A 20,576-nucleotide genomic window follows, 5' to 3' on the forward strand; every position below is an offset into this window, starting at 1 on the left:
GCGGCAGGGATGCCCCCCACCCCTAACCCCTCCCCACAAGGGGGAGGGGGATTACGATTCCATTCTGATCGAGCAGCCTCTAGCGAGAAACCACAGTGGCCCGCACGAAGCTCACCGAGTACCGCGCACGCCGCGATTTCACCAAGACCGACGAGCCGAGCGGCAGGAGCGCGATCAAGCCTGCCGAGTACCCGCGCTTCGTCATCCAGAAGCACGATGCGACGCGCCTCCACTACGACCTGCGTCTCGAGGTCGGCGGCGTGTTCAAGTCGTGGGCCGTGACGCGAGGCCCATCGCTCGACCCGAGCGACAAGCGTCTCGCCGTCGAGGTGGAGGATCACCCGCTCGACTACGGAGATTTCGAGGGCACCATCCCGGAGGGCGAGTACGGCGGCGGCACGGTCATGCTGTGGGACCGCGGCTTCTGGATGCCCGAAGGCAACGAGCCCGCAGCCGAAATGCTGCGCGATGGCGAGCTGAAGTTCGTGGTGGCCGGCGAGAAGCTCAAGGGAAGCTGGGTGCTCGTGCGCATGTCGGGCGACCGCTACGGTGGCAAGCGCACGAACTGGCTGCTCATCAAGCATCGCGACAAGTGGGCCCGCGCGAAGTCGCAAGGCGACGTGCTCAAGAAGGATCGTTCCGTCGCATCCGGCCGCACGATGGGGCAGATCGCGGCGGGCAAGGGCGAGAGCCCATCGGCCTTCATGAGCGGACGCGGCCGCGCCTTCAAGCCCGATGCCGTGTGGAGCACGACCGACAAGCCGGCGACACCCACGCGCCGCGTCGCCGCACGCGCGACCAGCAGCGTCAAACGCGCACGTCGCGCCGAAGGTGGCGACGATCCCGTGCTGGGCATTGCGATCTCCAAACCGGACAAGGTGCTTTGGCCGGCAAGCGGCGACACGCCCGCTATCAGCAAGCTCGATCTCGCACACTATCTCGCCGAGGTCGGCCCGTGGATGCTTCCGCACATCGCGGGCCGGCCGTGCTCGCTTTTGCGCGCGCCCGACGGCATCGACGGCCAGACCTTCTTCCAGCGTCACGCCACGCGCGGCCTCGAGGAAATCACGGAGATCAAGATCTCGGGCGACAGCCAGCCCTATGTCCAGATCGACACGGTCGAAGGGCTCATCGCCATGGGCCAGTTGGGCACCCTCGAATTCCACCCCTGGAACAACGCCCCCGACAAGCCCGACGTACCGGGCCGCCTCGTATTCGACCTCGACCCCGGCCCCGACGTGCCCTTCGACAACGTCGTCGCCGCCGCGCGCGAGCTCAAGTCGCGCATCGAGGACTGCGGCCTCGTCGCCTTCTGCAAGACCACCGGCGGCAAAGGCCTGCACGTCGTCACACCCTTGCGGACGACGGCGCGCGAAGAGATCGGCTGGGACGCGTCCAAGATGTTCGCACAGACCATCTGCGCGAGCATGGCCGAAGCCCAACCCGACCGCTACCTCATCAAGATGACGAAGGCCCTGCGTGGCGGACGCATCTTCCTCGACTACCTGCGCAATGACATGAAGGCGACCGCGGTGGCCCCGCTCTCGCCGCGCGCGCGTCCCGGCGCAACGGTGTCCATGCCGCTCACCTGGCAGCAGGTGCGCCCCGGCCTCGATCCCAAGCGCTTCACGATGCGGACCGTTCCGAAGCTGCTCGCACGGTCGGCAGCCTGGCGCGACTACGACAAGAGTGCGCGATCGCTGAAAGCCGCCATCAGGAAACTGGTCGCATAGGATCCGACATGGCGCAGGCGCGTCGGAAGCATCAATCCGCCAAGCCCGTGCTTCCAGGGAGCAAGCTCGCCGCCCTGCCCGGGTTCGTCGCGCCATGCCTCGCCCTGCGCCAGAGTGAGCCGCCGACCGGCGAAGCGTGGGTGCACGAGATCAAGTTCGACGGCTACCGCATGGAAGCCCGTTTCGAGGGCGGGAAGGTCAAGCTCCTGACGCGCAACGACCTCGACTGGACGAGGCGCTTTCCGCACGTCGCCAAGGCCGTTGCCACGCTCGCCGCCGAGACCGCACTGCTCGATGGCGAGATCGTCGTCGAGCGCGAGGACGGCACGACGAGCTTTTCCGATCTCGTTGCGGAGCTCAAAGCCGGCAACTCCGACCGCATGGTCTACTACGTGTTCGACCTCCTCTACCTCGACGGCATCGACTTGCGCGGGTCAACGCTGATCGACCGCAAGGCTTCCCTCGCGCGGCTACTCTCCGGCCGCAGGAACGGCGCCATCCGCATGAGCGAGCACTTCGCGACCGACGGCAGGCAGATGCTCGATAAAGCGTGCGCGCTCGGCCTCGAAGGCATCATCTGCAAGCGCGCCGACAAACCGTACCGCTCCGGCCGGACCGGCGACTGGATCAAGGTCACCTGCCACCTGACCGACGAGTTCGTCATCGGCGGATACCTGGACTCGACAGCACAGAAAGATGCCATCGGCGCCCTCGCTCTCGGCAGATACGAAAAGCAGCGCCTCAAGTATGTCGGTCGCGTCGGCACCGGTTTCAGCCGCGAGACCGCGGCCGAGCTCTGGCGCACCGCCCAACGCCTGCGGCGGCAGAGCTCACCCTTTGCAGATCCGCTCGATACCGCGCAGCGCCGCGGCGTGACCTGGCTCAGCCCCAAGCTTGTCGCGCAGGTCGAGTACCGCGCCTTGACCGGCGATGGTCTGCTCCGTCACGCGTCGTTCAAGGGATTGCGCGAGGACAAGCCCGCGAAAGATGTGACCTAGGCCGCCCGAGCCAATGAAAGGCGGCTACTTCCGCCGGGTCGCGATCTCGCGCTCGACGTGGGCGAGGTCGTCCTCCAGCATCGGCGCAAACTTCTCGCGCAGCCGCTCGAACTCCCGCCGAATGGCCTCGAGCTCCTCGTCGGTCATATGCTCGAGATTGACAAAACCCGTGCGCGCGCCCTGCACGGCGCGCAGCAGTTCGTCGAGCTTGAGGGCCGTGATCTGGCTCTCGCGGTTCTGGGTGTTCTGGATCAGAAAGACCATCAGGAACGTGACGATCGTCGTCCCCGTGTTGATGACGAGCTGCCAGGTATCGGAATAGCTGAAAATCGGCCCCGTCAGAGCCCATGCCGCGACGACGACGAGGGCCAGCAGGAATGCCCAGTAGGTGCCCGTCCAACAGGCCATTCGCTCCGAGAACTCGCGGAACTGCTCTTTCATCAGCCTCTCCCGCTCCTTGATCACGGGCTGGCTTTATTGGGCGATCGGCAGCTCTCTAACGCTTATTCCCCGTGCAGGTTGCGGGACCGCAAAAGTGTCGCAACGAGAATGTGCGGCCCGGCAATGTGCAGCTCGGCGTCTATTCGGCGCCCCTCTGGTCCGTCGTCCTCCGACGCAGCTCGAGCTGTGGGCTCTCCGATTGGGGCAAATCAAGCCTGACCTCCGCAGCTTCGCTCGAAGCAAGCGCCTCCAGGGCCTTCCTCATGGGGTAGGGGAGGTCATCGGGCGGGCAGAACGAGCGCCGCAGGCCCTTTCCGAAGATATGTATCCGTGTCTTGTCCATGTCACAGAAACATCAGCGGGCACGGCACGTTGCACCCTTCCGCAAATTATTTTTCGGTGCGGCAAGAAGGCAGCGGAGTTTGCTTCGGCGCCCATTCCCGGCAATGCCGGGAGCGGCGTCGAGCTGGCAACGCAATGCCTCTCTTCAATTCGTTTCGGCAGCCGGCTCATCTCGGCAAATGCCTCGCTGCTCGGGGGGGGGCAGGCCTCGTTCGCGCCGTGATCCGCGATGCTCTACAAGCCACGCCGACGCGCGAGCTCCGACGAAATCTCGGCGGCCCGCCTGATGAAGCCCTCGACGGCTTCCGTGTTCCATGAGCCGAGGCGCGAGGCGACCGCCGCAGACGTATCGGCCAGCCGATCGCTCATGCGCGACAAGGGGCGGTTCCTTCGCAGCGCCCGCTCCATGGACGCCAGCTCGCGCCCGAGCCGCCGCTCCAATGAGCGCGCACGCGATTCGGAGGCACCGCGATTGCTGAGCGCGATTGCCGCCAATGCGCCCACGGCGATGGCGGCGCCGACGACCAGCGTCGGGTTGTTGCGTGCCGTATCAGCGACCCAATCGAATGCCGATTGCTCGCTTGCTCCGTTCAGCGAATGATCTGCGCCTTGAGGTGACTCGGTATGGCTGGACATGGGATCTTCCTCGACTGCTGCCTGATACGGAAACGATCATGCGCAGACGAGAGTTCCTCCACCGCCAGGTAGCCTCACGCGTTTGCCGTGATCACTCGGCTGCCTTGATGTCACAGATTGCGCGCGGGCCGCCGCCGTAGGGCTGATAGGTGCAGGTCGCCGAATCGAACGAGCGAAAGCGACGGCCGCAGGCATCGGCGTCGCACGATCCCGAGGCTGCGGCCGCGCGCGCGATGCGCGGAATGGACGATGAGGGATCAAACCGCCATTCACAGAGCCGTCGCGGGCCGGAATACGGCTGATAGGTGCAGTCTGAAGACCTGAAGGAGGAATACGCCGTCGAGCAGGCTTTCACATCGCACGCCGGCGTGGCCGGACCATCCGACGGCGCCGCCACCGCATCGGCGACTGCATCATCGGGCTGGCCGAGAATTGGCGTCGCGGCCGTCATGAAGTCGCGCCAGATGGTTGCCGGCAAGGAGCCACCCGTGACGCGGTGCATGGGCGTGCGGTCATCATTGCCGACCCAGACGCCCACGACGAGATCACGGCTGTAGCCGATGAACCAGGCATCGCGATAGTCCTGGCTGGTGCCTGTCTTGCCGGCGGCAGAGCCATCGCTCAGCGCAGCACCTCGGCCCGTGCCGGATGTCACGACACGCTCCAGCAGCTCGTTCATCTCCTGTTGGTGCGTCAGCTCTTGCGTGATGCCCACCGGCGGCGAAAGCTGTCTCAGGCCGCTGCCCTCAGGACCGAACGCGGCTATGCCCCAGGGCTCGAGACGGGCGCGTCCAGCACGTATTGAAGCAAAGGCGCCGGTCAGGTCGAGGAGCGAGACCTCGTTCGTGCCGAGGGCCATGCTCGGCACCTCCGCGAGCGGCGCTGTCAGGCCGAGCTCGCGCGCCGCCGCGACGACATTGTCGAGGCCCACATCGAGAGCTAGGCGAATGGCTGCAGTATTCACGGAGTACGCAAATGCATCTTCCAGGCTCAGGCGGCCATAGCGCTGTCCGCCATAGTTCTCCGGCCTCCACGACTTGATCTCGATCGGCGATGCATCGATGACGTCGTTGATGGAGTATCCATTACGCAGGGCTGCGTAGAACACGAAGAGCTTGAAGGCCGATCCCGGCTGGCGCCGCGCATCGACCGCGCGATTGAACTGGCTGTCCTTGTAGTCCCGCCCACCGACCATCGCCACCACCGCTCCATTGGGGCGCATGGCCACCAAAGCGGCCTGTGATACTCCGAGGCTCGCACCGGAACGCTCCAAGGCATTGTTCACAACGCGCTCGGCCACAGCCTGCACGCGCCTGTCGAGCGTCGTGCGCACGCGCATGGGCCGGCTCGTGGTCCCTGCCACTTTGGCGAACTCGTGCTGCGCGATCCAATCCGCGAACCAGGTCTCGGCCGGCACTGTCCGCGGGGACGAGCGCACGATCGCCGGCGTTGCTTTGGCGGCTGCCGCCTGCGCCGGACCGATCGCCTTGGCATCGACCATGGCATCGAGCACCACGGCCGCGCGCTGCTGCGCTGCTTCCGGATTGGTCATCGGATTGAAACGGGACGGCGCCTGGATCAAGCCGGCGAGCATCGCCGCTTCGCTCAGCGTGAGCGCCTGAAGATCCTTGTTGAAGTAGTTGCGGGCCGCAGCCGCCATGCCATACGCACCAGCCCCGAGATAGACGGAGTTCAGATAGCGCGTGAGGATCTCGTCCTTGCTGAGACGCGTCTCCAGCCAGAGCGAGAGAAATGCTTCCCGGAACTTTCTCGTGTAGCTGCGCTCGTTGCCGACGTACTGCATTTTCGCGAGCTGCTGCGTGATCGTGCTGCCGCCCTCGGCAATGGCGCCGGCCACCCAGTTCGCGTTTGCGGCGCGCACGACGCTGCGAGGGTCCACACCCCAATGACTGTAGAAGCGTCGGTCTTCGATGCTCAGAACGGCGTTGACGAGAATATCCGGCATGCTCTCGCGCGGCACCTGATCACCGAAGGCGCCGACGCGCCCCAGAGGTCGGCCATCTGCCGCCTCGATGAGCACGGACGGCGACACGTGCGCCGCTTTGACCTCCAGTCCCGTATCGTGCAGCACCCACAGCATGGCCCCGCCGGCCGCTACGAGAGCCGCAATGCCCGCCAGGAGCAGCAGCTTGATGAGCATCAGCGAGTGGCGGATGCGCGGCCTCGCCCGACGCGCGGCTCTCGCGATGTCCGCGGCAAGAGCGGACGCGAGCTGGCGGACCGCGTTTCGCGTGCCGACGCTGCTGTTCGCGTCGGACCGCGGCGTTTCGTCAATGGGCGCGGACATTTAGCAACTCACTGGCGTGTCGCGGCCGACGACACGAGATAACGCACCTCCGACGGCCGGATCGGCAGGAGCGACCAACTCGGCAATGGTGGCCACCATTGCCAGGGATCGCTCACGCTGAAACGCCCGCGTACGGATTGGGTTGCACTGCACATACCGTCAAAGCGCTAAAGCCTCGGACCTCGAATGCGCCCCACGGTTGGCATCGGGTTCAAAGTTGCATTCGATGCCAAAAGACGATTTATATTCAATAAGTTCTAAGGCAACACTCGACTTGGAATTCGCCTCACCTCGATGGCGGGCGGAAGCGAATTTCAAGTCCGTTGCCTTGGATGCGGAGCGTTCGACGCTGATCTGCTTTTGGCGATCTTGCACGCGGCCGGGATACTTGTAGCCTCCGCGCATCCGCAGCGTCATGGGTTCGACTGACCAGAATGCGCACTGAAATCCCCAACCTCGGCAGCCCGGCGTTCGAAGACTACAAGCGTCTCTTCGAGCGACTGGAGCAGTCGAGCCTCTGGCTCGATGCGCGGTATCGCATTCCCTTCACGCGCATATATTTCGGCTGGGATCCCATCATCGGCCTGGTCCCCATTGCCGGTGACATCGCGGCCGCCGCCCTCAGCATCCGAAATATCCGCTGGGCCTATCAGCTCGGTGCCGATGCGCGGCTATTACGCCAGATGATAGGCAATGCTGCCATCGACGCGATGCTCGGCGCTGTACCGATCGTCGGCGTCTTCTTCGATGTCTGGTATCGCGCCAACGTGCGAAACCTGCACCTGCTCGTAAATGCTCTCGAGGCGCGGCAAAAAGCCGACAACGCCATTCATGGGATCGCGCCCCATCCCGGCACGTAAGCCAGCTCGTTTCCGCCGACCAGATTAAGCCGCGGCCTCTCGGTGGTTTCCCGGATGCCGCCGCTGAATGGCGAACGCTACGAAGACAATGTTCATCGCGTTGATGCCAAGCGGCAGTGCGGCTGAGACACGCGCGCCGTCGCGTGGTTAGGCGTGGCTGAACTCCAGGAGGAAAAGGAGACGACAATGAAGGCCCGCATGACCAAGTTCGCAGTCGCCGGCACGATCGCTCTTCTCTCGCTCAGCACTGCTTCCGCACAAAGTGATTTCGACAGCAAGAAATTCTTCGAAGAGCTGCAATTGCGCGGCGTGAAGACACAAGGCATCGACCCCGAGAAGTTCTTCGAGGAGCTGCGCATGACCGGCGCGAGCGCTCAATCGCCGCTGGATCCCGAGGCTTTCTGGCGCGAGCTCGCCACGCGCGGCGCATCGGCGCCGGCCAATTTCGACGCCCGCAGATTCTTCGATGATCTGGCCACAACCGGCGCAAAGGCGCCGAGCATGGTGAAGCCGACGAAGTAGCTTCAGCCCGAGCGGCGCGCCATTCGCGTCATGCTGGCGCGTCGCTCCCCGCTGGCGAAGCACCTTCGATGCCCGCAATGGGCTTGTCGATACGTCTGCAAACGTCTCCGAGGCGGATATGCCCTCTCACAGGCCGATGACCATCGCCCGAACCTTCATTCTAACTCTCGCACTCCTACTGCTCGCGATACCGGCGTCCAGAGCTCAGGATCCACAATCACAGTCGAGAGACACGTTTGCCGCCGCCATCAAGAAGGCGCTCCCGAGCGTCGTCGGCATTCAGGTGCTCACGCTCGAGCCCGTCGAGGAGACGAGCCCCTTCTTCAATCATCCGGCAGCCCTCAACGGCGCCGAGCCGCAGAAGACCCGCACCCGCAGATCCGGCTCGTCAGGTTCCGGCGTCATCGCCATGGCGACCAAGGACACCGGCCTGATCATCACGAACTTCCACGTGATACAGGACGCCGAGCGGATCGGCGTTCGGCTGACGGATGGCCGCGCCTTCGAGGCGCATCTGGTGGGACGTGATGCCGCCACGGACATCGCCGTGCTTTCGGTTGAGGCCCCGGACCTCAAGCCGATCACCTTCTCTCCGCGCAAGCCGCAAGTCGGAGATGTCGTGCTCGCCATCGGCGGCCCGTTCGGCCTCGATGCGACGGCGACGATGGGTATCGTCAGCAATCTCTTCCGCTCATCCATCCGGTACCGCAATTTCGAAGGCTACATTCAGCACGACGCCTCCATCAATCCCGGCAACTCGGGCGGCGCACTGCTGGACGTGAATGGGGATCTCCTCGGCATCAATACGGCCATCGCCGGTCCGACGGGCGCCAGCGTCGGGCTCGGCTTCGCCCAGTTGGCCGGCCTTGCCATAAAGACCGCGCACCAGCTCGTAAAGTACGGGAAGGTTCGTCGTGGCCAGATCGGCATTGCATCGACGGATCTGACGCAGCGCCTTGCGGCCGAGCACAAGATCCCCTTCAGGCAGGCAGCGATGGTGACGAGCGTTGTGCCGGACTCTCCGGCTGCAAAGGCCGGCATCGAGGTCGGTGACGTGATCGACGAGGCGGGCGTGCCCCGTGACGACAGGTTCCTCGGCATCGGGGAATCGCTATCGATGGTCCCGATCATGTCTCAGCGCGCGCTCGAGACGGTGCTGGGCATCAATGCCGTCGGCGACAAATTGATGCTCCGCTTCAATCGCGGCCCGAAAACGGAGTTCGTCGGCGTCCAGTTCGCGCCGCTCTCGAACGATGTGCCGACCTATCCGGCGCCTGAAACCCTGGTCCGCCTCAGAGGTCTCGTCGTGTCGGAGCTCGGGCCGCTGAACGAGAAGTTCGGGGAGGTGAACGGCGTCGTCGTGACCGATGCGAAGCCGGGCTCCATGGCTCAATACGCCGGCCTCCTGCCGGGAGACATCATCACCCACGTCAAAGGTCATGAAATCCGCAAGCCCGAGGATCTCTTCCAGGGAGCCGATGGCGGCGAGATCCCGGAGATTCGCCTGATGCGGGGCACCACGCCCATTCGCTTCAAGCTTCCGTACTAAAGCACCGGCTGGTGGCTGCGTGGCCACCAGCAGCGTCATCTCGTAATCTGATCGGCAGATCTCAGCGCTTGCGATACGCGGCGAGGAATGCGTGCACGGCCATATCGACAACATGGCCGATACGTTCCTCCGACGGCGGCCCCGCATGATTGAAGAGCATGGGCTTGAACGTCGTCGATACGCAGGCATCGATGAATTGAGCCGCGGAGACCTCGCAGTCGTGCGGCTCGAGCACGCCCTCCGCGACCTTCTCCTCGAGGTACTTCTGCAGGTTTTCAACGCCGAGAGCAGGCCCGGACAGATAGAAGCTCGCGCCGAGCTCCGGCATGCGCTCGGCGATGGCAATAACCGTCCTCAGCTCCGACACGCCGCCCGGCCGCGACACGAAGCGCGAGAAGTCCCGCCCTAGTCGCTTGAGCTCGGCCTCGATATCCGCTCCGCGCTCCAGACTGAAGATCTGCCCACCCTGCAGCCGGCACTGCGCTTCGACGATCGCTTCGAAAAGCTCTTCCTTGCTTTTGAAATAGACGTAGAGCGTGCCCTTGGAGACGCCGGCCGCGCGCGCAATCTCGTTCATGCTGGCCGCGTCGAAGCCGTTGGAGAGGAATGCGCGCCGCGCCCCGTCCAGAATCTGCCGCCTCTTGGCGCTGTCCTCGCGCGCCTCATCGGTGGGCCTGTCCCGCTCCAGCGTCGACATTTCCCGCCACTCCTTCCTGCCAAAATTCTGATCACAAGATCGTTGACCGAACCGTTCGGTCATTGACATAGGGTGTTCGATTGCATATGTCAAGGGCGTTATGACCGAACGGTTCGGTCATTGCGAGGTGGGTTATGCTGGATAATCAAGAGTTTGAAGACGATCGTGAGCAAAAGGTCGAGGTCGCGGACAAGGCGGAGAGCCTACCCGAGCCTGCGGAAAGCCTTGCCAAGCCGGCCGAACCGAGCAAACCCGCCGGGGCACCTGCTCCGGCGGGACGCCGCAAGTCACTGGTCCGTGGCGCAGCCGCGCTCGGACTACTGCTGGCCCTCGGCGGCGGCGCATACTACGGCAACTACTGGTGGACGGCCGGCCGCTTCCTCGTGAGCACGGACGACGCCTATGTCGGGGCCAAGAGCGCAACGCTTTCGCCGAAGGTCTCGGGCTACATCTCGGACATCGCGGTGGCCGACAACGCCCAGGTCTCGGCCGGTGACGTCATCGCGCGCATCGACGACGGCGACTACCGCCTCGCGGTGCAGACCGCGCGGGACCAGATTGCCGTCCAACAGGCGACGGTGCAGCGCCTCGGCCAGCAGGTCACCGCCCAGGAGGCCATGGTCGATCAGGCCAAGGCGCAGCTTGCCTCCGCGAAGGCCGGCCTCACCCGAACCGACCTCGAGCTGAAGCGTCAGCAGGATCTGGCCGCGCGTCAGATCAACAGCAGGCAGCTCCTCGAGCAGGCACAGGCCTCGTACGATCAGGCCGTGGCTGCCGTGCAGGCGGCCGAAGCCACGCTCCACTCGGCGTCGGCCAATGTCGGCGTATTGAGCGCGCAGCAGGAAGAGGCACGCCGTACCCTCAAGCAGTACGAGACGTCGCTTGCCAAGGCCGAGCGTGATCTCTCCTTCACCGTGATCCGCGCGCCCTTCGACGGCGTCATCGGCAACCGCGCCATGCAGATCGGCGACTATGTCCAGCCGACGCAACGGCTCGCGAGCCTCGTGCCGCTCGATGCCGTCTATGTCGACGCCAACTTCAAGGAAACGCAGCTATCGCGCGTGCAGCCCGGCCAGCCGGTGAGCATCGCGGTCGATGCATTCCCTGAGCACAACATCGACGGCCGCGTGGCGAGCGTCGCACCCGCATCGGGCTCGGTGTTCTCGCTGCTGCCGCCGGACAACGCGACCGGCAACTTCACGAAGATCGTGCAGCGGCTTCCCGTTCGCATCCACGTGCCAGCCTCCGTCGCCGAGAAGTCTCTGCTGCGGCCCGGCATGTCGGTCGTCGTGAGCGTGAACACGAAACCGGGCGCACCCGTCACCGAGCAGAAGCTGACGAGCGCCCAAGTGCGCCCGACCACGAACTAAAGCGCGAGCTGAAGAGTACGCCCCCATGGCCAACAGCATCGCATCAACCGCAACAGGACCGACGCCGGCCGCACAGTCGGCGTCGGATAGTGACCGCATCCAGCCGCGCAGGCTCGTTGCGTTCCTCGCGATGACGTTCGGCATGTTCATGGCGATCCTGGACATCCAGATCGTCTCGGCGTCGCTCACGGAGATCCAGGCAGGTCTTTCGGCTTCGGCCAACGAGATCACCTGGGTCCAGACGGCCTACCTCATTGCCGAAGTGGTGATGATCCCGCTCTCGGGCTACCTGTCGCGCGCGCTCGGCACGCGCATCCTGTTTGCGCTCTCGGCCGGCGGCTTCACCGCCGCGAGCCTGATGTGCGGCCTCTCCACGAGCATCAATGAAATGATCGTGTGGCGCGCCATCCAAGGCTTCATCGGCGGCGGCATGATCCCGACGGTGTTTGCGACCGCCTATCTCATCTTCCCGCGCTCGCGCATGAGCCTGGTTGCGCCGATGATCGGCCTCGTGGCGACCCTTGCCCCCACGATCGGCCCCACGGTCGGCGGCTATCTGACCGATGCCTTCTCGTGGCACTGGCTGTTCTTCGTCAACGTCATCCCCGGCATCGCCGTTACCGCAGCCGCGCTCATCCTCATCGATTTCGACGAGCCCGACTGGTCGCTCCTCCGCAGTTTCGACTGGGTCGGCTTCCTGGCCATGGCAGGCTTCCTCGGCGCACTCGAGTATGTGCTCGAAGAGGGGCCGCGGAACGACTGGTTCGGCGACCAGAGCGTGTTGTTGATGGCCTGGGTGTCCGGGATATCGGCGGTCGTCTTCTTCGTGCGCGTCCTCACGTACCGCGAGCCGATCGTGGATCTGCGCGCCTTCACGGATCGCAACTTCGGGCTCGGCAGCCTCTTCTCCTTCGTGATGGGCATCGGCCTCTACGGCCTCACCTATCTCTATCCGCTCTATCTGGGCATGGTCCGCGGCTATGACGCGCTCATGATCGGCGAGACCGTATTCGTCTCCGGCGTCGCCATGTTCCTGACCGCACCCATTGCCGGGCGCCTGTCGACCAAGCTCGACCCGCGTTTCATGCTGATCGCCGGCTTCCTGTTCTTCGCCTTGGGCACGTTCTGGCTGACGTACCTGACGAAGGACTGGGATTTCTGGGAGCTCTTCTGGCCGCAGGTCTTCCGCGGCGTCGGCCTGATGCTGGCGATCGTGCCGATCAACAATATCGCGCTCGGAACGCTGCCTCCCGAGCGCCTGAAGAACGCGTCGGGACTTTATAACCTGATGCGCAACCTCGGCGGTGCCGTGGGTCTTGCCGCGCTCACCACGATCCTCAACAACCGAACCGATCTCCATCTGGCGCGCCTGCACGAATCCATCACCTGGTCGCGCCAGCCCGCGCTCGAGACCCTCAACAACCTGACGCAGCGCTTCTCCTCATTCGGCAGTGATGCGCAGGCCATGGCCTTGAAACAGCTCAATCAGATCGTGCACCGGCAAGGTGTCGTAATGGCCTTCGCGGATGTGTTCCTGGTGTTGACGTTCCTCTTCATGAGCCTCGCCGTACTGGCGCTGATCATGAAGCGGCCGCCGGCTGCCGCCGCACCCGGCGGCGGCGGACACTAGCTGAGAATGAGGCGGCTCAGAATTTGAGGGTCCCCGTAAAGATGGTCATCCGGCCATCCATGCGGTTCCTGGGATCGAACTCTTCATAGTGCCGGAGATTGAATATCAGAGGCGTCGTGCCGACGATGGTCGTATAGACCGCGCCCGCGCCGATCGCGTCGACACTTCCCTTGTAGGGTCCCAGCCGCGCACCCGAGCCGGAGTCGCCGTCGAGCTGACGATAGTTGTAGCCGACGATACCGAGGACCAGTCCCTGAGACACTTCCTTGCCGACGGCCCACTCGAAATGGAACTCGTGTCCTGATTGATAGTCGGTCTTGTCGTTCTCGAAGTTGAACGTGAAGCCGAAGGTCCCATTGAACTGGAACTTGGACGTCGGCTCCTCCCACGTGAAGGACCAGCCCGTGTCGATGCCCGGCCGATGCAGGCCGACGATCGGCTCGAAACCGACCTTGTAGCGGCCTGTGGGCGCAACGCCCTGAACATAGATCAAGTGGGCGAACGTGCCGCTCTGCCAGCCGAGCTGAATGCGGCCATTGATGTCGCCGAGCCCCCAGCCATCGGTCTGGCGGGTGAGAGTGGCGCCGCCCGGACCAGTAATTCCGGCCGTTATATCGACATGTCCGGCAGGAATGGTCAGCGCGATGCCGACCTTGCCGCCGAACAAGGTCGCCTCGGGAACGTAGAGACCGCTCAGCGCACTCTGGAAGAACTTGGCCTTGGCGCCGGCAGTGAAGATCTGGCCGCCGAAATCGATCGTGGCCCGCGTCTCGCCCGAGTAGTAGCCGATAACGGTGGTGACATACGTCCCTGGCGGCGGCGTCGCGCCGGCCCCGAATGCGGAGCTTCCCAGACCGTATGTGGAGAACCCGTATTCCGCGGCATCTGCACGCGAAACAAAACCCAGAGCCGCCACCCCTAACGCAAATGCCAACAACAGATGTGGCTTTCGCATATTGGCGCCCTCGCCATTGGGACGACGAACAGCACCTCGCTAGCAGATTCGCGAACTTCGGGTGTACCTCCGCTGCCACGTAGGGCGCCGATTCATTTGAACGCTGAGGATCATTAGTGTCCCGATTCCGAAGCTCGCGCGACCTCGCTGCTCGCGTCCGGAGCGAATTTCTCGATCATCGCACTAGTCCACCGAGGGATGGAAAACGGTCTTCCAATCGCGCTGCATGCTCACGAGCTTGATGCCGCACTTTTCCGCCTTGTCCAGCGCCTTGGAGAGCGGACTGATCTTGAAATCACGGTCGTACGCCACTTCCCGATTAGCATCGTCATGATGCAGCAGGAGCGCCAGCCGCAGGCCGCTGCCGGCCAGAACGTACTGGAGCATCTCGAAATCGCCGTCCGAGTTGCCGAATGCGAAGATGGGCCGGCGCCCGATGAACTGCCCGATGTGCTCCGGCTTCGCCTCGCGATCGTCGACACTTTCGGCTTCCGCGACCTTCACGAGCACGGCGCGATTGTCGCGGATTACGAAGCGCAGCTTCAGGCTGGAGCCGATCACCTGCTCCCTGGGAATCCCATAGAGCTCCTCCGAGAATGCCCGCATGAACTCGACGCCACCGCCTGAAACGATGTAGGTCTTGAAGCCATTCGCGCGCAGATATTCCAGAAGCTCCAACTGGGGCTGATACGTCATCTTCGAAAAATTGCGGCCGGTTTCGGGATGCTTCGCCGTTCGCATCCAATCGCGCGCCAGCTCGTCGAAAGCCTCGACGGTCATGCCCGCGTGCGTCGAGAAGAACAGCTCGGCAATGCCTTTCGAGCCCATATCATGGAGCGCTTTGAGGTCGCCCTCCAGGAGCGCCTTGAAGGGCTGACGATCCCGCAATGCCTCGTTCTTCGCCGCGAGCGTCTTCACCCTGTCGATCAGAAAGAAGGCTTGCACGGGTATGGGCTGCTCGCTCCACAGGGTCCCGTCATTGTCGAACGTCGCGATCCGCTCCGCTTGAGGTACGAAGTCCGCGTGTCCGACGCGCGTGACGCGGCCGACAAAATCGACAATGGCATTCTTCACCGGCCCCTCTCGCCACGAGGGCAGAGGATCGGCCCGGGCAATAGTTCCTAAAATTGCAATCGTTATCGCGAGGACCGCGAGGCCCCCTGCAGTGCGCCATATATGAGCAATCGTCGAACGGATCGGAACCAAATTCATCAATACACTCCGCATTGGATCAAGTTGTCGATCGCATGGAGATCGCGCCCCCTACGCATGGTCCGCGCCCACCTCGCGATGATGCGCATTCGGCGCGCGGGCTGCGACCTTTGTCTCTTCCTCCCGCGTTCTTGTCTCGGCCATGTCGCGCTCCAGGAAATAGTTGAGGAAGGTGCGGATCGCCGCGATCGAGCCCAGTCGAGCAATCGCCTCCCAGCTCGTCGCGTTGGCCGTCTCGATAATGTCGGCTGCGAGTTGAAACGTCAGGCCCGCGACGAGCCATCGCGCATAGCGCAGCCAGATCTTCTGTCGCTCCTCCTCCGTTGACTGAGACACGAGCAGGCGCACGACGGCGAAGAAAGCCTGCGCGCTGCCGAATGCCACTATGGCGAGTGCCATCCCATCGATGACGAGAACTGCAGCGCGACTGAGAACCAGCAGCCCCTCTTCCATGATGCAGCTACTCACATTCTCGCAAGTTGATAGGTCTCCTTGTGCGCCTCATGACGAGAGATGCAGCTCGGCAAAGGAGCCGGCCGCAGGCGCGCGCCCGCGGCCCACTCATGTCGTCAGTCGCCGCTCACGGACTCGCTCATCTTTTTCAGCGCGTCGTCCACCGTGAAGGTGTTCGGCTTCTGCACCGCCGGGAAGTCCGTGAAGGTATCCACGAACTTCGCCATGATCATCTGCGCCGCGAAGATGATGTAGGCGTGATGGATCATCCAGTCGTAGTACGCGTTCGACGTGATCGGCGCGAACTCGTAGGGATCGGTGCGCAGATTGATCACCTTCGGCAGGCGCAGGTGCACGAACGGCTCCGCCCACACCCCGAGCGTCCCTTCGAGACGCTGCTCCATGAAGATGATCTTCCAGTTATCGTAGCGCACACCGAGCACGTCGCCGTCGTCACTGAAATAGAAGAAGACCTGGCGCGGGCTCTCCTTCGTCTCTCCCGTCAGATACGGCAGGAGGTTGAAGCCATCGATGTGGTTCTTGTACGTGCGGCCGATCGCCTTGTAGCCGGTCTTCAGCTTCTCGACCACATCGGGCGCGCCGGCAGCCGCGAGGAACGTTGGCAGCCAGTCATGATGCTGCACGATGCCGTTGGCGACGGTGCCTGGCTTGATCTTGCCCGGCCACCGCGCAAGCTGCGGCACGCGGAATGCACCTTCCCAGTTCGTGTTCTTCTCGCTGCGGAAGGGCGTATTGCCGCCGTCCGGCCACGTATTGCGATGTGGTCCGTTGTCCGTCGAGTACACGACGAGCGTATCATCGGCGAGGCCGAGCTCGTCCAGGAGATCGAGCATCTGCCCGACGTTCTTGTCGTGATCGATCATCGTGTCGTGATACGGCGACTGCCAGCGCCCGGCCTGGCCCATGCTCGACTTCTTCGTGTGCGTGATGAAGTGCATGTGCGTGGTGTTGAGCCAGACGAAGAACGGCTTGCCTTCCTTGTGCTGGCGCTTGATGAAGTCCGTCGCCGCCGCGACGAACTCGTCGTCGCAGGTTTCCATGCGCTTCTTGTTGAGCGGGCCGGTATCCTCGATCTTCTGCTTGCCGACCTTGCCCCACCGCTCCATGACCGTCGTGTCGTCCTTGTCGGTCGCCCAGGAGTGGATGACGCCGCGCGGCCCGAAATTCTTCTTGAAGTTCGGGAAGTCCTTCTCCGGCGGATAGTCGTACATCTCCGGCTCTTCCTCGGCATTGAGGTGATAGAGATTGCCGAAGAATTCATCGAAGCCGTGATTGGTCGGCAGCATGTGATTGAGGTCGCCGAGGTGGTTCTTGCCGAACTGCCCCGTCGCGTAGCCCTGCTCCTTGAGAACAGCCGCGATGGTGACGAGCTTGTCGTTCATGCCGATCGGCGCTGCGGGAATGCCGACCTTCGACAGTCCTGTCCGGTACACGCTCTGCCCGGTAATGAAGGAAGAGCGGCCGGCGGTGCAGGATTGCTCGCCATAGGAGTCGGTGAACAGCACGCCTTCCTTGGCGATGCGGTCGATATTGGGCGTGTGATAGCCCATGAGTCCGTGCGTGTAGCAGCTGAGATTCGACTGCCCGATGTCGTCGCCCCAGATGACGAGGATATTCGGCTTCTGGGGGCCCGCCCCATTCTGGCCGCCTTTACGCGTGGTCGCCATGTCGCACTCCTTCTTTCACATTGATTCCAAGTGGTAATTTCCAAGCGCCGCAGCGCTGATTTTGCTTTGTGACGTCGCCGCCCTCATGCGACCGTTCTTGAGACTTTGACCAATGTCGGGGGACCTTCGTGGACTACGATCCCAGGTGGGGGGATGGCTCGAACGATCCGTGGTGCACGCACTGCAGACAGCCGATCACTCCCAAGCAGCAAAGCGTGCGCGTCGACTTCCCGCACGATCCGCATGGATTTCGCGGCCTGAGCGGCCTCTATCACGCAGAGTGCAGCAAGCCGTTCGCGTCCATGGCGCGCGCCATGAACATGCTGTCGTTCCGCCGCATCTAGCTGGCTCGCAACTTTGCCGATCACGCCTGCGCCTCCTTCGACGAGGCGCGGGGCTGCGCCTCGCCGACACGGCTCAAATCTCCGACGCCTAATCCTTCGGCATGAGCTTCTCGACGATCTGGTCGATGGTGAAGCTCGCGGCCTTCTGGCGTGGCGGAAACTCCTTGAAGCTCTCGAGCCACTCGTGGACGATCGCCTGCGCGGCGTACTGAAATGGAATGTGCTCGACGAACCAGTCATTGTACTTGAAGCCCTCCTCGCCACGCTCGAACGGATCGGCGCGAAGATCGAAGATCTTCGGAATGCGCAAGCGCGACAGTTCCTCGCGCCAGACATCGATGCCCGTTGCACGCTGCTCGGCGAACACGATCTTGTATTGATGCGCGCGCAGCGCCATCAGGTCGCCGTCATCGCTCCAGTAGAGGAAGCCCTCGCGCGGACACTTCTCCTCCTTTCCGGAGAGGAAGGGCATGAGGTTGTATCCGTCCAGGTGAACCTTGAACGTCGCGCCGTCGGCCTTGTAGCCCTTCTTCGCCTTTTCAACGAGGTTCGGCTCGCCGGCTGCCGCTGCGAACGTCGGGATGAAGTCCTGCAATGAGCAGATGTCGTTGATCACGCGGCCCGGCTCGATCACGCCCGGCCAGCGCATCACGCAAGGCACCCGCCAACCGCCCTCCCAGTTGGTGTCCTTCTCGCCGCGGAACGGGGTCGTACCGCCGTCCGGCCACGACATGACCTCCGCGCCGTTGTCCGTCGTGAACACGACGACGGTGTCGTCGGCGATGCCGAGATCATCGAGCTTCTTGAGAAGCTGGCCGACATAGCCATCCAGCTCGACCATGCCATCGGGATAGAGGCCGTGCCCGGTCTTGCCGACGGACGACGGCTTCAGGTGCGTGAAGACGTGCATGCGCGTCGTGTTGACGTAGCAGAACCAGGGCCCGCCCTCCTTGGTCTTGCGCTCCATGAAATCGAGCGCCGCGGCGATGAATTCCTCGTCCACCGTCTCCATGCGCTTGCGCGTCAGCGGACCGGTATTCTCGATCGTCTGCTTGCCGACCTTGCCGAAGACCGGATCGACCGTCGTATCGTCCTTGTCGGTCGCCTTGCATTTGAGGACGCCGCGCGGCCCGAACTTCTTGCGGAAATTCGGATCCTTCGGATAGTCGGGATACTCCGGCTCCTCTTCCGCATTGAGATGATAGAGGTTGCCGAAGAACTCATCGAAACCGTGCACGGTCGGCAGATGCTCGTTGCGGTCGCCGAGGTGGTTCTTGCCGAACTGGCCCGTCGCATAACCGAAGTTCTTGAGGAACTGCGCGACGGTCGGATCCTCTGCCTTCAGTCCGAGCGTCGCTCCCGGCATGCCGACCTTCGTCAGGCCCGTGCGGATCGGCGATTGGCCGGTGATGAAGGCTGCGCGGCCGGCCGTGCAGCTCTGCTGCCCGTAGAAGTCCGTAAAGTTCGCGCCCTCTTTGGCGATGCGGTCGATGTTGGGCGTGCGATAGCCCATGACGCCGTTGTTGTTGCAGCTAATATTGAACCAACCGATGTCGTCGCTCATGATGAAAAGGATGTTCGGCTTGCTCGCCTTGGCCATCTGGACACTCCTCTCACGCGCGCTGCTTCTGATGACGTTTCGTCTAATCTCGCGCCTTCATTCAGGCGCCTTGCCTCTCTCTCCTTCAGCCAAAGGGACCGAACTGAAAGACCATGTCGGCGATCGCGAAGATGCCGATCGCAAGCAGTGCAATTGCCGTTATGAGCGTGAGGGAGGGCGGAAACACGCTTTCGCCATGGATCAATCCTTCCTCGCGCATGGCCTCGCGAATCCGCCGAAGACCGAGCATGAACTGGACGTGATAGAGGATGCCGATCAGAAGCATCACGATGCCGAGCAGCACCAGGGAGATGCCAAAATTGCGCGGCGCGGCTGCGTGCGTGAGCGTGCCGGCCTCCTTCAGCTTTCCGAAGAACTGGAAGATCGTGAAGCCGAAGCCGATCAGCGACAGCGATGTGCGGATGACCGACATCAGCGTGCGATCCGCGCTCATGCGCGTGCGCTGGAAGGACATCCCCGTGCGGCGCATGGACATCTCGGTCCGCTCGCCGGAAAGATCGGTGCGGTACTCCGAGAGCGATGTCCGATGCTCGGAAAGCGCCGTCCGATGCGTGGAGAGCCCCGTGCGGTGCGCTGAATATTGAACCGATGCCTGGTCCGGCTTGGATGCATCAACCACCGGCAAAGGCGGAGGTTGCGTCTCTTTCATGCGAACCGGCCGTTCGGGGCGTTCTGTCAATCCCGCAAGAGCCACTGCCTACCTCCTGCTCGAGCTGGATTGGCCCGCTTGATCCGACGAGCGCCACCGGCGCGCGAAGTACGCAGCAGGACTGCGGACCACGAGGTAGGGCACGAATGCGAGAGCGAGAGCCACGATCACCGCCTCGACCGGATAGAAAGTCTTGAGCACGGTGATCTGGTAGATCGCATCCATCGCGAGCCCGAGAAGGAGGATGCGGGCCGTGGACACGAGAGCCTCGCTCAAGCGAGCGATACGCTCATGCGGCTCATGCTTCCTGCTCCAGAAGTTGAGAGATCTGCCGGAGCGCGCATCCGCGAGCCCGTCGTGTATGGCCGCGATGACAGCCATCGATGGCTGGAGAATGTACCTGAATGTCATCGGCCCGCCGGGACGGTCCGCGAGGTCCCGCCAAAGGCGGCTCCAGTTGTCGGCGGACACGCCGTACCAAAGCGGCCCGGCGAGCAGCAGGATGACGATCAGGACGAGCGCCAGCCTTGCCTGAGGCGTCAGCGACTGCGTGTGCATCTCGCCCATG

At 63.4% G+C, this 20,576-nt stretch carries 20 protein-coding genes; 8 read left to right on the forward strand and 12 right to left on the reverse strand.

Annotated elements, in window-relative coordinates; genetic code table 11:
• The first annotated feature begins 95 nt into the window (after positions 1-95).
• The gene (gene ligD, locus CS1BSM3_RS08000) at positions 96-1,733 is read left to right on the forward strand and encodes a non-homologous end-joining DNA ligase (protein WP_072386468.1); all 1,638 of its coding nucleotides are present in this window, start codon (positions 96-98) and stop codon (positions 1,731-1,733) included.
• A gap of 8 nt (positions 1,734-1,741) precedes the next feature.
• Positions 1,742-2,731, forward strand: a complete 990-nt coding sequence (ligD, locus tag CS1BSM3_RS08005; protein WP_072386469.1) for a non-homologous end-joining DNA ligase — start codon at positions 1,742-1,744, stop codon at positions 2,729-2,731.
• Between the two features lie 24 nt (positions 2,732-2,755).
• Here the strand turns inward: ligD (CS1BSM3_RS08005) and CS1BSM3_RS08010 are convergent, their stop codons facing one another.
• The 4 genes from CS1BSM3_RS08010 to CS1BSM3_RS27900 all read right to left on the reverse strand — a co-directional run bounded on the left by CS1BSM3_RS08010 (position 2,756) and on the right by CS1BSM3_RS27900 (position 6,875).
• Entirely contained in the window at positions 2,756-3,172 is a 417-nt protein-coding gene (locus tag CS1BSM3_RS08010; RefSeq protein ID WP_072386470.1) for a low affinity iron permease family protein, read from the reverse strand.
• Positions 3,173-3,748: 576 nt separating this feature from the next.
• Positions 3,749-4,150, reverse strand: a complete 402-nt coding sequence (locus CS1BSM3_RS08020; RefSeq protein WP_072386472.1) for a hypothetical protein — start codon at positions 4,148-4,150, stop codon at positions 3,749-3,751.
• 91 nt (positions 4,151-4,241) lie between these two features.
• The gene (locus CS1BSM3_RS08025; protein ID WP_072386473.1) at positions 4,242-6,458 is read right to left on the reverse strand and encodes a PBP1A family penicillin-binding protein; all 2,217 of its coding nucleotides are present in this window, start codon (positions 6,456-6,458) and stop codon (positions 4,242-4,244) included.
• A 159-nt stretch (positions 6,459-6,617) separates the two neighbouring features.
• Positions 6,618-6,875, reverse strand: coding sequence for a hypothetical protein (locus CS1BSM3_RS27900; RefSeq protein WP_143149107.1), 258 nt, complete (start codon positions 6,873-6,875; stop codon positions 6,618-6,620).
• 17 nt (positions 6,876-6,892) lie between these two features.
• Between CS1BSM3_RS27900 and CS1BSM3_RS08030 the strand changes: the two genes are divergently transcribed.
• The 3 genes from CS1BSM3_RS08030 (at position 6,893) to CS1BSM3_RS08040 (ending at position 9,389) form a co-directional block, all read left to right on the forward strand.
• A complete protein-coding gene (locus CS1BSM3_RS08030) occupies positions 6,893-7,318 on the forward strand; it encodes a DUF4112 domain-containing protein (protein ID WP_072386474.1) in 426 nt (141 codons plus the stop codon).
• Positions 7,319-7,504: 186 nt separating this feature from the next.
• Complete coding sequence (locus CS1BSM3_RS08035) at positions 7,505-7,840, forward strand: hypothetical protein (RefSeq protein ID WP_072386475.1); 336 nt, start codon at positions 7,505-7,507, stop codon at positions 7,838-7,840.
• Positions 7,841-7,958: 118 nt separating this feature from the next.
• Positions 7,959-9,389, forward strand: coding sequence for a trypsin-like peptidase domain-containing protein (locus CS1BSM3_RS08040; protein ID WP_083528424.1), 1,431 nt, complete (start codon positions 7,959-7,961; stop codon positions 9,387-9,389).
• A 61-nt stretch (positions 9,390-9,450) separates the two neighbouring features.
• Here the strand turns inward: CS1BSM3_RS08040 and CS1BSM3_RS08045 are convergent, their stop codons facing one another.
• Entirely contained in the window at positions 9,451-10,086 is a 636-nt protein-coding gene (locus CS1BSM3_RS08045) for a TetR/AcrR family transcriptional regulator (RefSeq protein WP_072386477.1), read from the reverse strand.
• 134 nt (positions 10,087-10,220) lie between these two features.
• On the opposite strand from CS1BSM3_RS08045, the gene CS1BSM3_RS08050 reads away from it, so the two are divergent.
• Both CS1BSM3_RS08050 and CS1BSM3_RS08055 read left to right on the forward strand, forming a co-directional pair.
• The gene (locus CS1BSM3_RS08050) at positions 10,221-11,456 is read left to right on the forward strand and encodes an HlyD family secretion protein (RefSeq protein WP_072386478.1); all 1,236 of its coding nucleotides are present in this window, start codon (positions 10,221-10,223) and stop codon (positions 11,454-11,456) included.
• A gap of 25 nt (positions 11,457-11,481) precedes the next feature.
• Positions 11,482-13,086, forward strand: a complete 1,605-nt coding sequence (locus tag CS1BSM3_RS08055; protein WP_072386479.1) for a DHA2 family efflux MFS transporter permease subunit — start codon at positions 11,482-11,484, stop codon at positions 13,084-13,086.
• A 16-nt stretch (positions 13,087-13,102) separates the two neighbouring features.
• On the opposite strand, the gene CS1BSM3_RS08060 is transcribed toward CS1BSM3_RS08055, so the two are convergent.
• The 4 genes from CS1BSM3_RS08060 to CS1BSM3_RS08075 form a co-directional block, all read right to left on the reverse strand.
• Positions 13,103-14,041, reverse strand: a complete 939-nt coding sequence (locus tag CS1BSM3_RS08060) for a SphA family protein (protein WP_083528425.1) — start codon at positions 14,039-14,041, stop codon at positions 13,103-13,105.
• 183 nt (positions 14,042-14,224) lie between these two features.
• A complete protein-coding gene (locus CS1BSM3_RS08065) occupies positions 14,225-15,115 on the reverse strand; it encodes an HAD family hydrolase (RefSeq protein WP_244540450.1) in 891 nt (296 codons plus the stop codon).
• A gap of 189 nt (positions 15,116-15,304) precedes the next feature.
• Entirely contained in the window at positions 15,305-15,706 is a 402-nt protein-coding gene (locus CS1BSM3_RS08070; protein WP_072386482.1) for a DUF1622 domain-containing protein, read from the reverse strand.
• A gap of 116 nt (positions 15,707-15,822) precedes the next feature.
• A complete protein-coding gene (locus CS1BSM3_RS08075) occupies positions 15,823-17,394 on the reverse strand; it encodes an arylsulfatase (protein ID WP_072386483.1) in 1,572 nt (523 codons plus the stop codon).
• 128 nt (positions 17,395-17,522) lie between these two features.
• Between CS1BSM3_RS08075 and CS1BSM3_RS08080 the strand changes: the two genes are divergently transcribed.
• Positions 17,523-17,738: a hypothetical protein gene (locus CS1BSM3_RS08080; RefSeq protein ID WP_072386484.1), complete on the forward strand. Its 216-nt coding sequence runs from the start codon at positions 17,523-17,525 to the stop codon at positions 17,736-17,738.
• Between the two features lie 88 nt (positions 17,739-17,826).
• Here CS1BSM3_RS08080 and CS1BSM3_RS08085 read toward each other — a convergent pair whose 3' ends face one another.
• The 3 genes from CS1BSM3_RS08085 to CS1BSM3_RS08095 form a co-directional block, all read right to left on the reverse strand.
• On the reverse strand, positions 17,827-19,338 hold the full coding sequence (locus CS1BSM3_RS08085; protein WP_072386485.1) for an arylsulfatase: 1,512 nt from the start codon (positions 19,336-19,338) through the stop codon (positions 17,827-17,829).
• Between the two features lie 85 nt (positions 19,339-19,423).
• Positions 19,424-20,008: a YidH family protein gene (locus tag CS1BSM3_RS08090; protein ID WP_083528426.1), complete on the reverse strand. Its 585-nt coding sequence runs from the start codon at positions 20,006-20,008 to the stop codon at positions 19,424-19,426.
• Between the two features lie 48 nt (positions 20,009-20,056).
• Positions 20,057-20,575, reverse strand: coding sequence for a hypothetical protein (locus CS1BSM3_RS08095; protein WP_244540451.1), 519 nt, complete (start codon positions 20,573-20,575; stop codon positions 20,057-20,059).
• Position 20,576 lies beyond the last annotated feature (1 nt).

The sequence above is a fragment of the Hyphomicrobium sp. CS1BSMeth3 genome (assembly GCF_900117415.1).
Taxonomy (GTDB): domain Bacteria; phylum Pseudomonadota; class Alphaproteobacteria; order Rhizobiales; family Hyphomicrobiaceae.

What these genes read in the sequence shown, in the direction of transcription:
- CS1BSM3_RS08060 (WP_083528425.1), bottom strand. Translation starts at nt 14,041, where the DNA reads ATGCGAAAGCCACATCTGTTGTTGGCATTTGCGTTAGGGGTGGCGGCT.
- ligD (WP_072386469.1), top strand. Translation starts at nt 1,742, where the DNA reads ATGGCGCAGGCGCGTCGGAAGCATCAATCCGCCAAGCCCGTGCTTCCA.
- CS1BSM3_RS27900 (WP_143149107.1), bottom strand. Translation starts at nt 6,875, where the DNA reads ATGACGCTGCGGATGCGCGGAGGCTACAAGTATCCCGGCCGCGTGCAA.
- CS1BSM3_RS08040 (WP_083528424.1), top strand. Translation starts at nt 7,959, where the DNA reads ATGCCCTCTCACAGGCCGATGACCATCGCCCGAACCTTCATTCTAACT.
- CS1BSM3_RS08050 (WP_072386478.1), top strand. Translation starts at nt 10,221, where the DNA reads ATGCTGGATAATCAAGAGTTTGAAGACGATCGTGAGCAAAAGGTCGAG.
- CS1BSM3_RS08055 (WP_072386479.1), top strand. Translation starts at nt 11,482, where the DNA reads ATGGCCAACAGCATCGCATCAACCGCAACAGGACCGACGCCGGCCGCA.
- CS1BSM3_RS08045 (WP_072386477.1), bottom strand. Translation starts at nt 10,086, where the DNA reads ATGTCGACGCTGGAGCGGGACAGGCCCACCGATGAGGCGCGCGAGGAC.
- CS1BSM3_RS08010 (WP_072386470.1), bottom strand. Translation starts at nt 3,172, where the DNA reads ATGAAAGAGCAGTTCCGCGAGTTCTCGGAGCGAATGGCCTGTTGGACG.
- CS1BSM3_RS08020 (WP_072386472.1), bottom strand. Translation starts at nt 4,150, where the DNA reads ATGTCCAGCCATACCGAGTCACCTCAAGGCGCAGATCATTCGCTGAAC.
- CS1BSM3_RS08030 (WP_072386474.1), top strand. Translation starts at nt 6,893, where the DNA reads ATGCGCACTGAAATCCCCAACCTCGGCAGCCCGGCGTTCGAAGACTAC.
- CS1BSM3_RS08090 (WP_083528426.1), bottom strand. Translation starts at nt 20,008, where the DNA reads ATGAAAGAGACGCAACCTCCGCCTTTGCCGGTGGTTGATGCATCCAAG.
- CS1BSM3_RS08095 (WP_244540451.1), bottom strand. Translation starts at nt 20,575, where the DNA reads ATGGGCGAGATGCACACGCAGTCGCTGACGCCTCAGGCAAGGCTGGCG.
- CS1BSM3_RS08035 (WP_072386475.1), top strand. Translation starts at nt 7,505, where the DNA reads ATGAAGGCCCGCATGACCAAGTTCGCAGTCGCCGGCACGATCGCTCTT.
- CS1BSM3_RS08085 (WP_072386485.1), bottom strand. Translation starts at nt 19,338, where the DNA reads ATGGCCAAGGCGAGCAAGCCGAACATCCTTTTCATCATGAGCGACGAC.
- CS1BSM3_RS08070 (WP_072386482.1), bottom strand. Translation starts at nt 15,706, where the DNA reads ATGGAAGAGGGGCTGCTGGTTCTCAGTCGCGCTGCAGTTCTCGTCATC.
- CS1BSM3_RS08025 (WP_072386473.1), bottom strand. Translation starts at nt 6,458, where the DNA reads ATGTCCGCGCCCATTGACGAAACGCCGCGGTCCGACGCGAACAGCAGC.
- CS1BSM3_RS08075 (WP_072386483.1), bottom strand. Translation starts at nt 17,394, where the DNA reads ATGGCGACCACGCGTAAAGGCGGCCAGAATGGGGCGGGCCCCCAGAAG.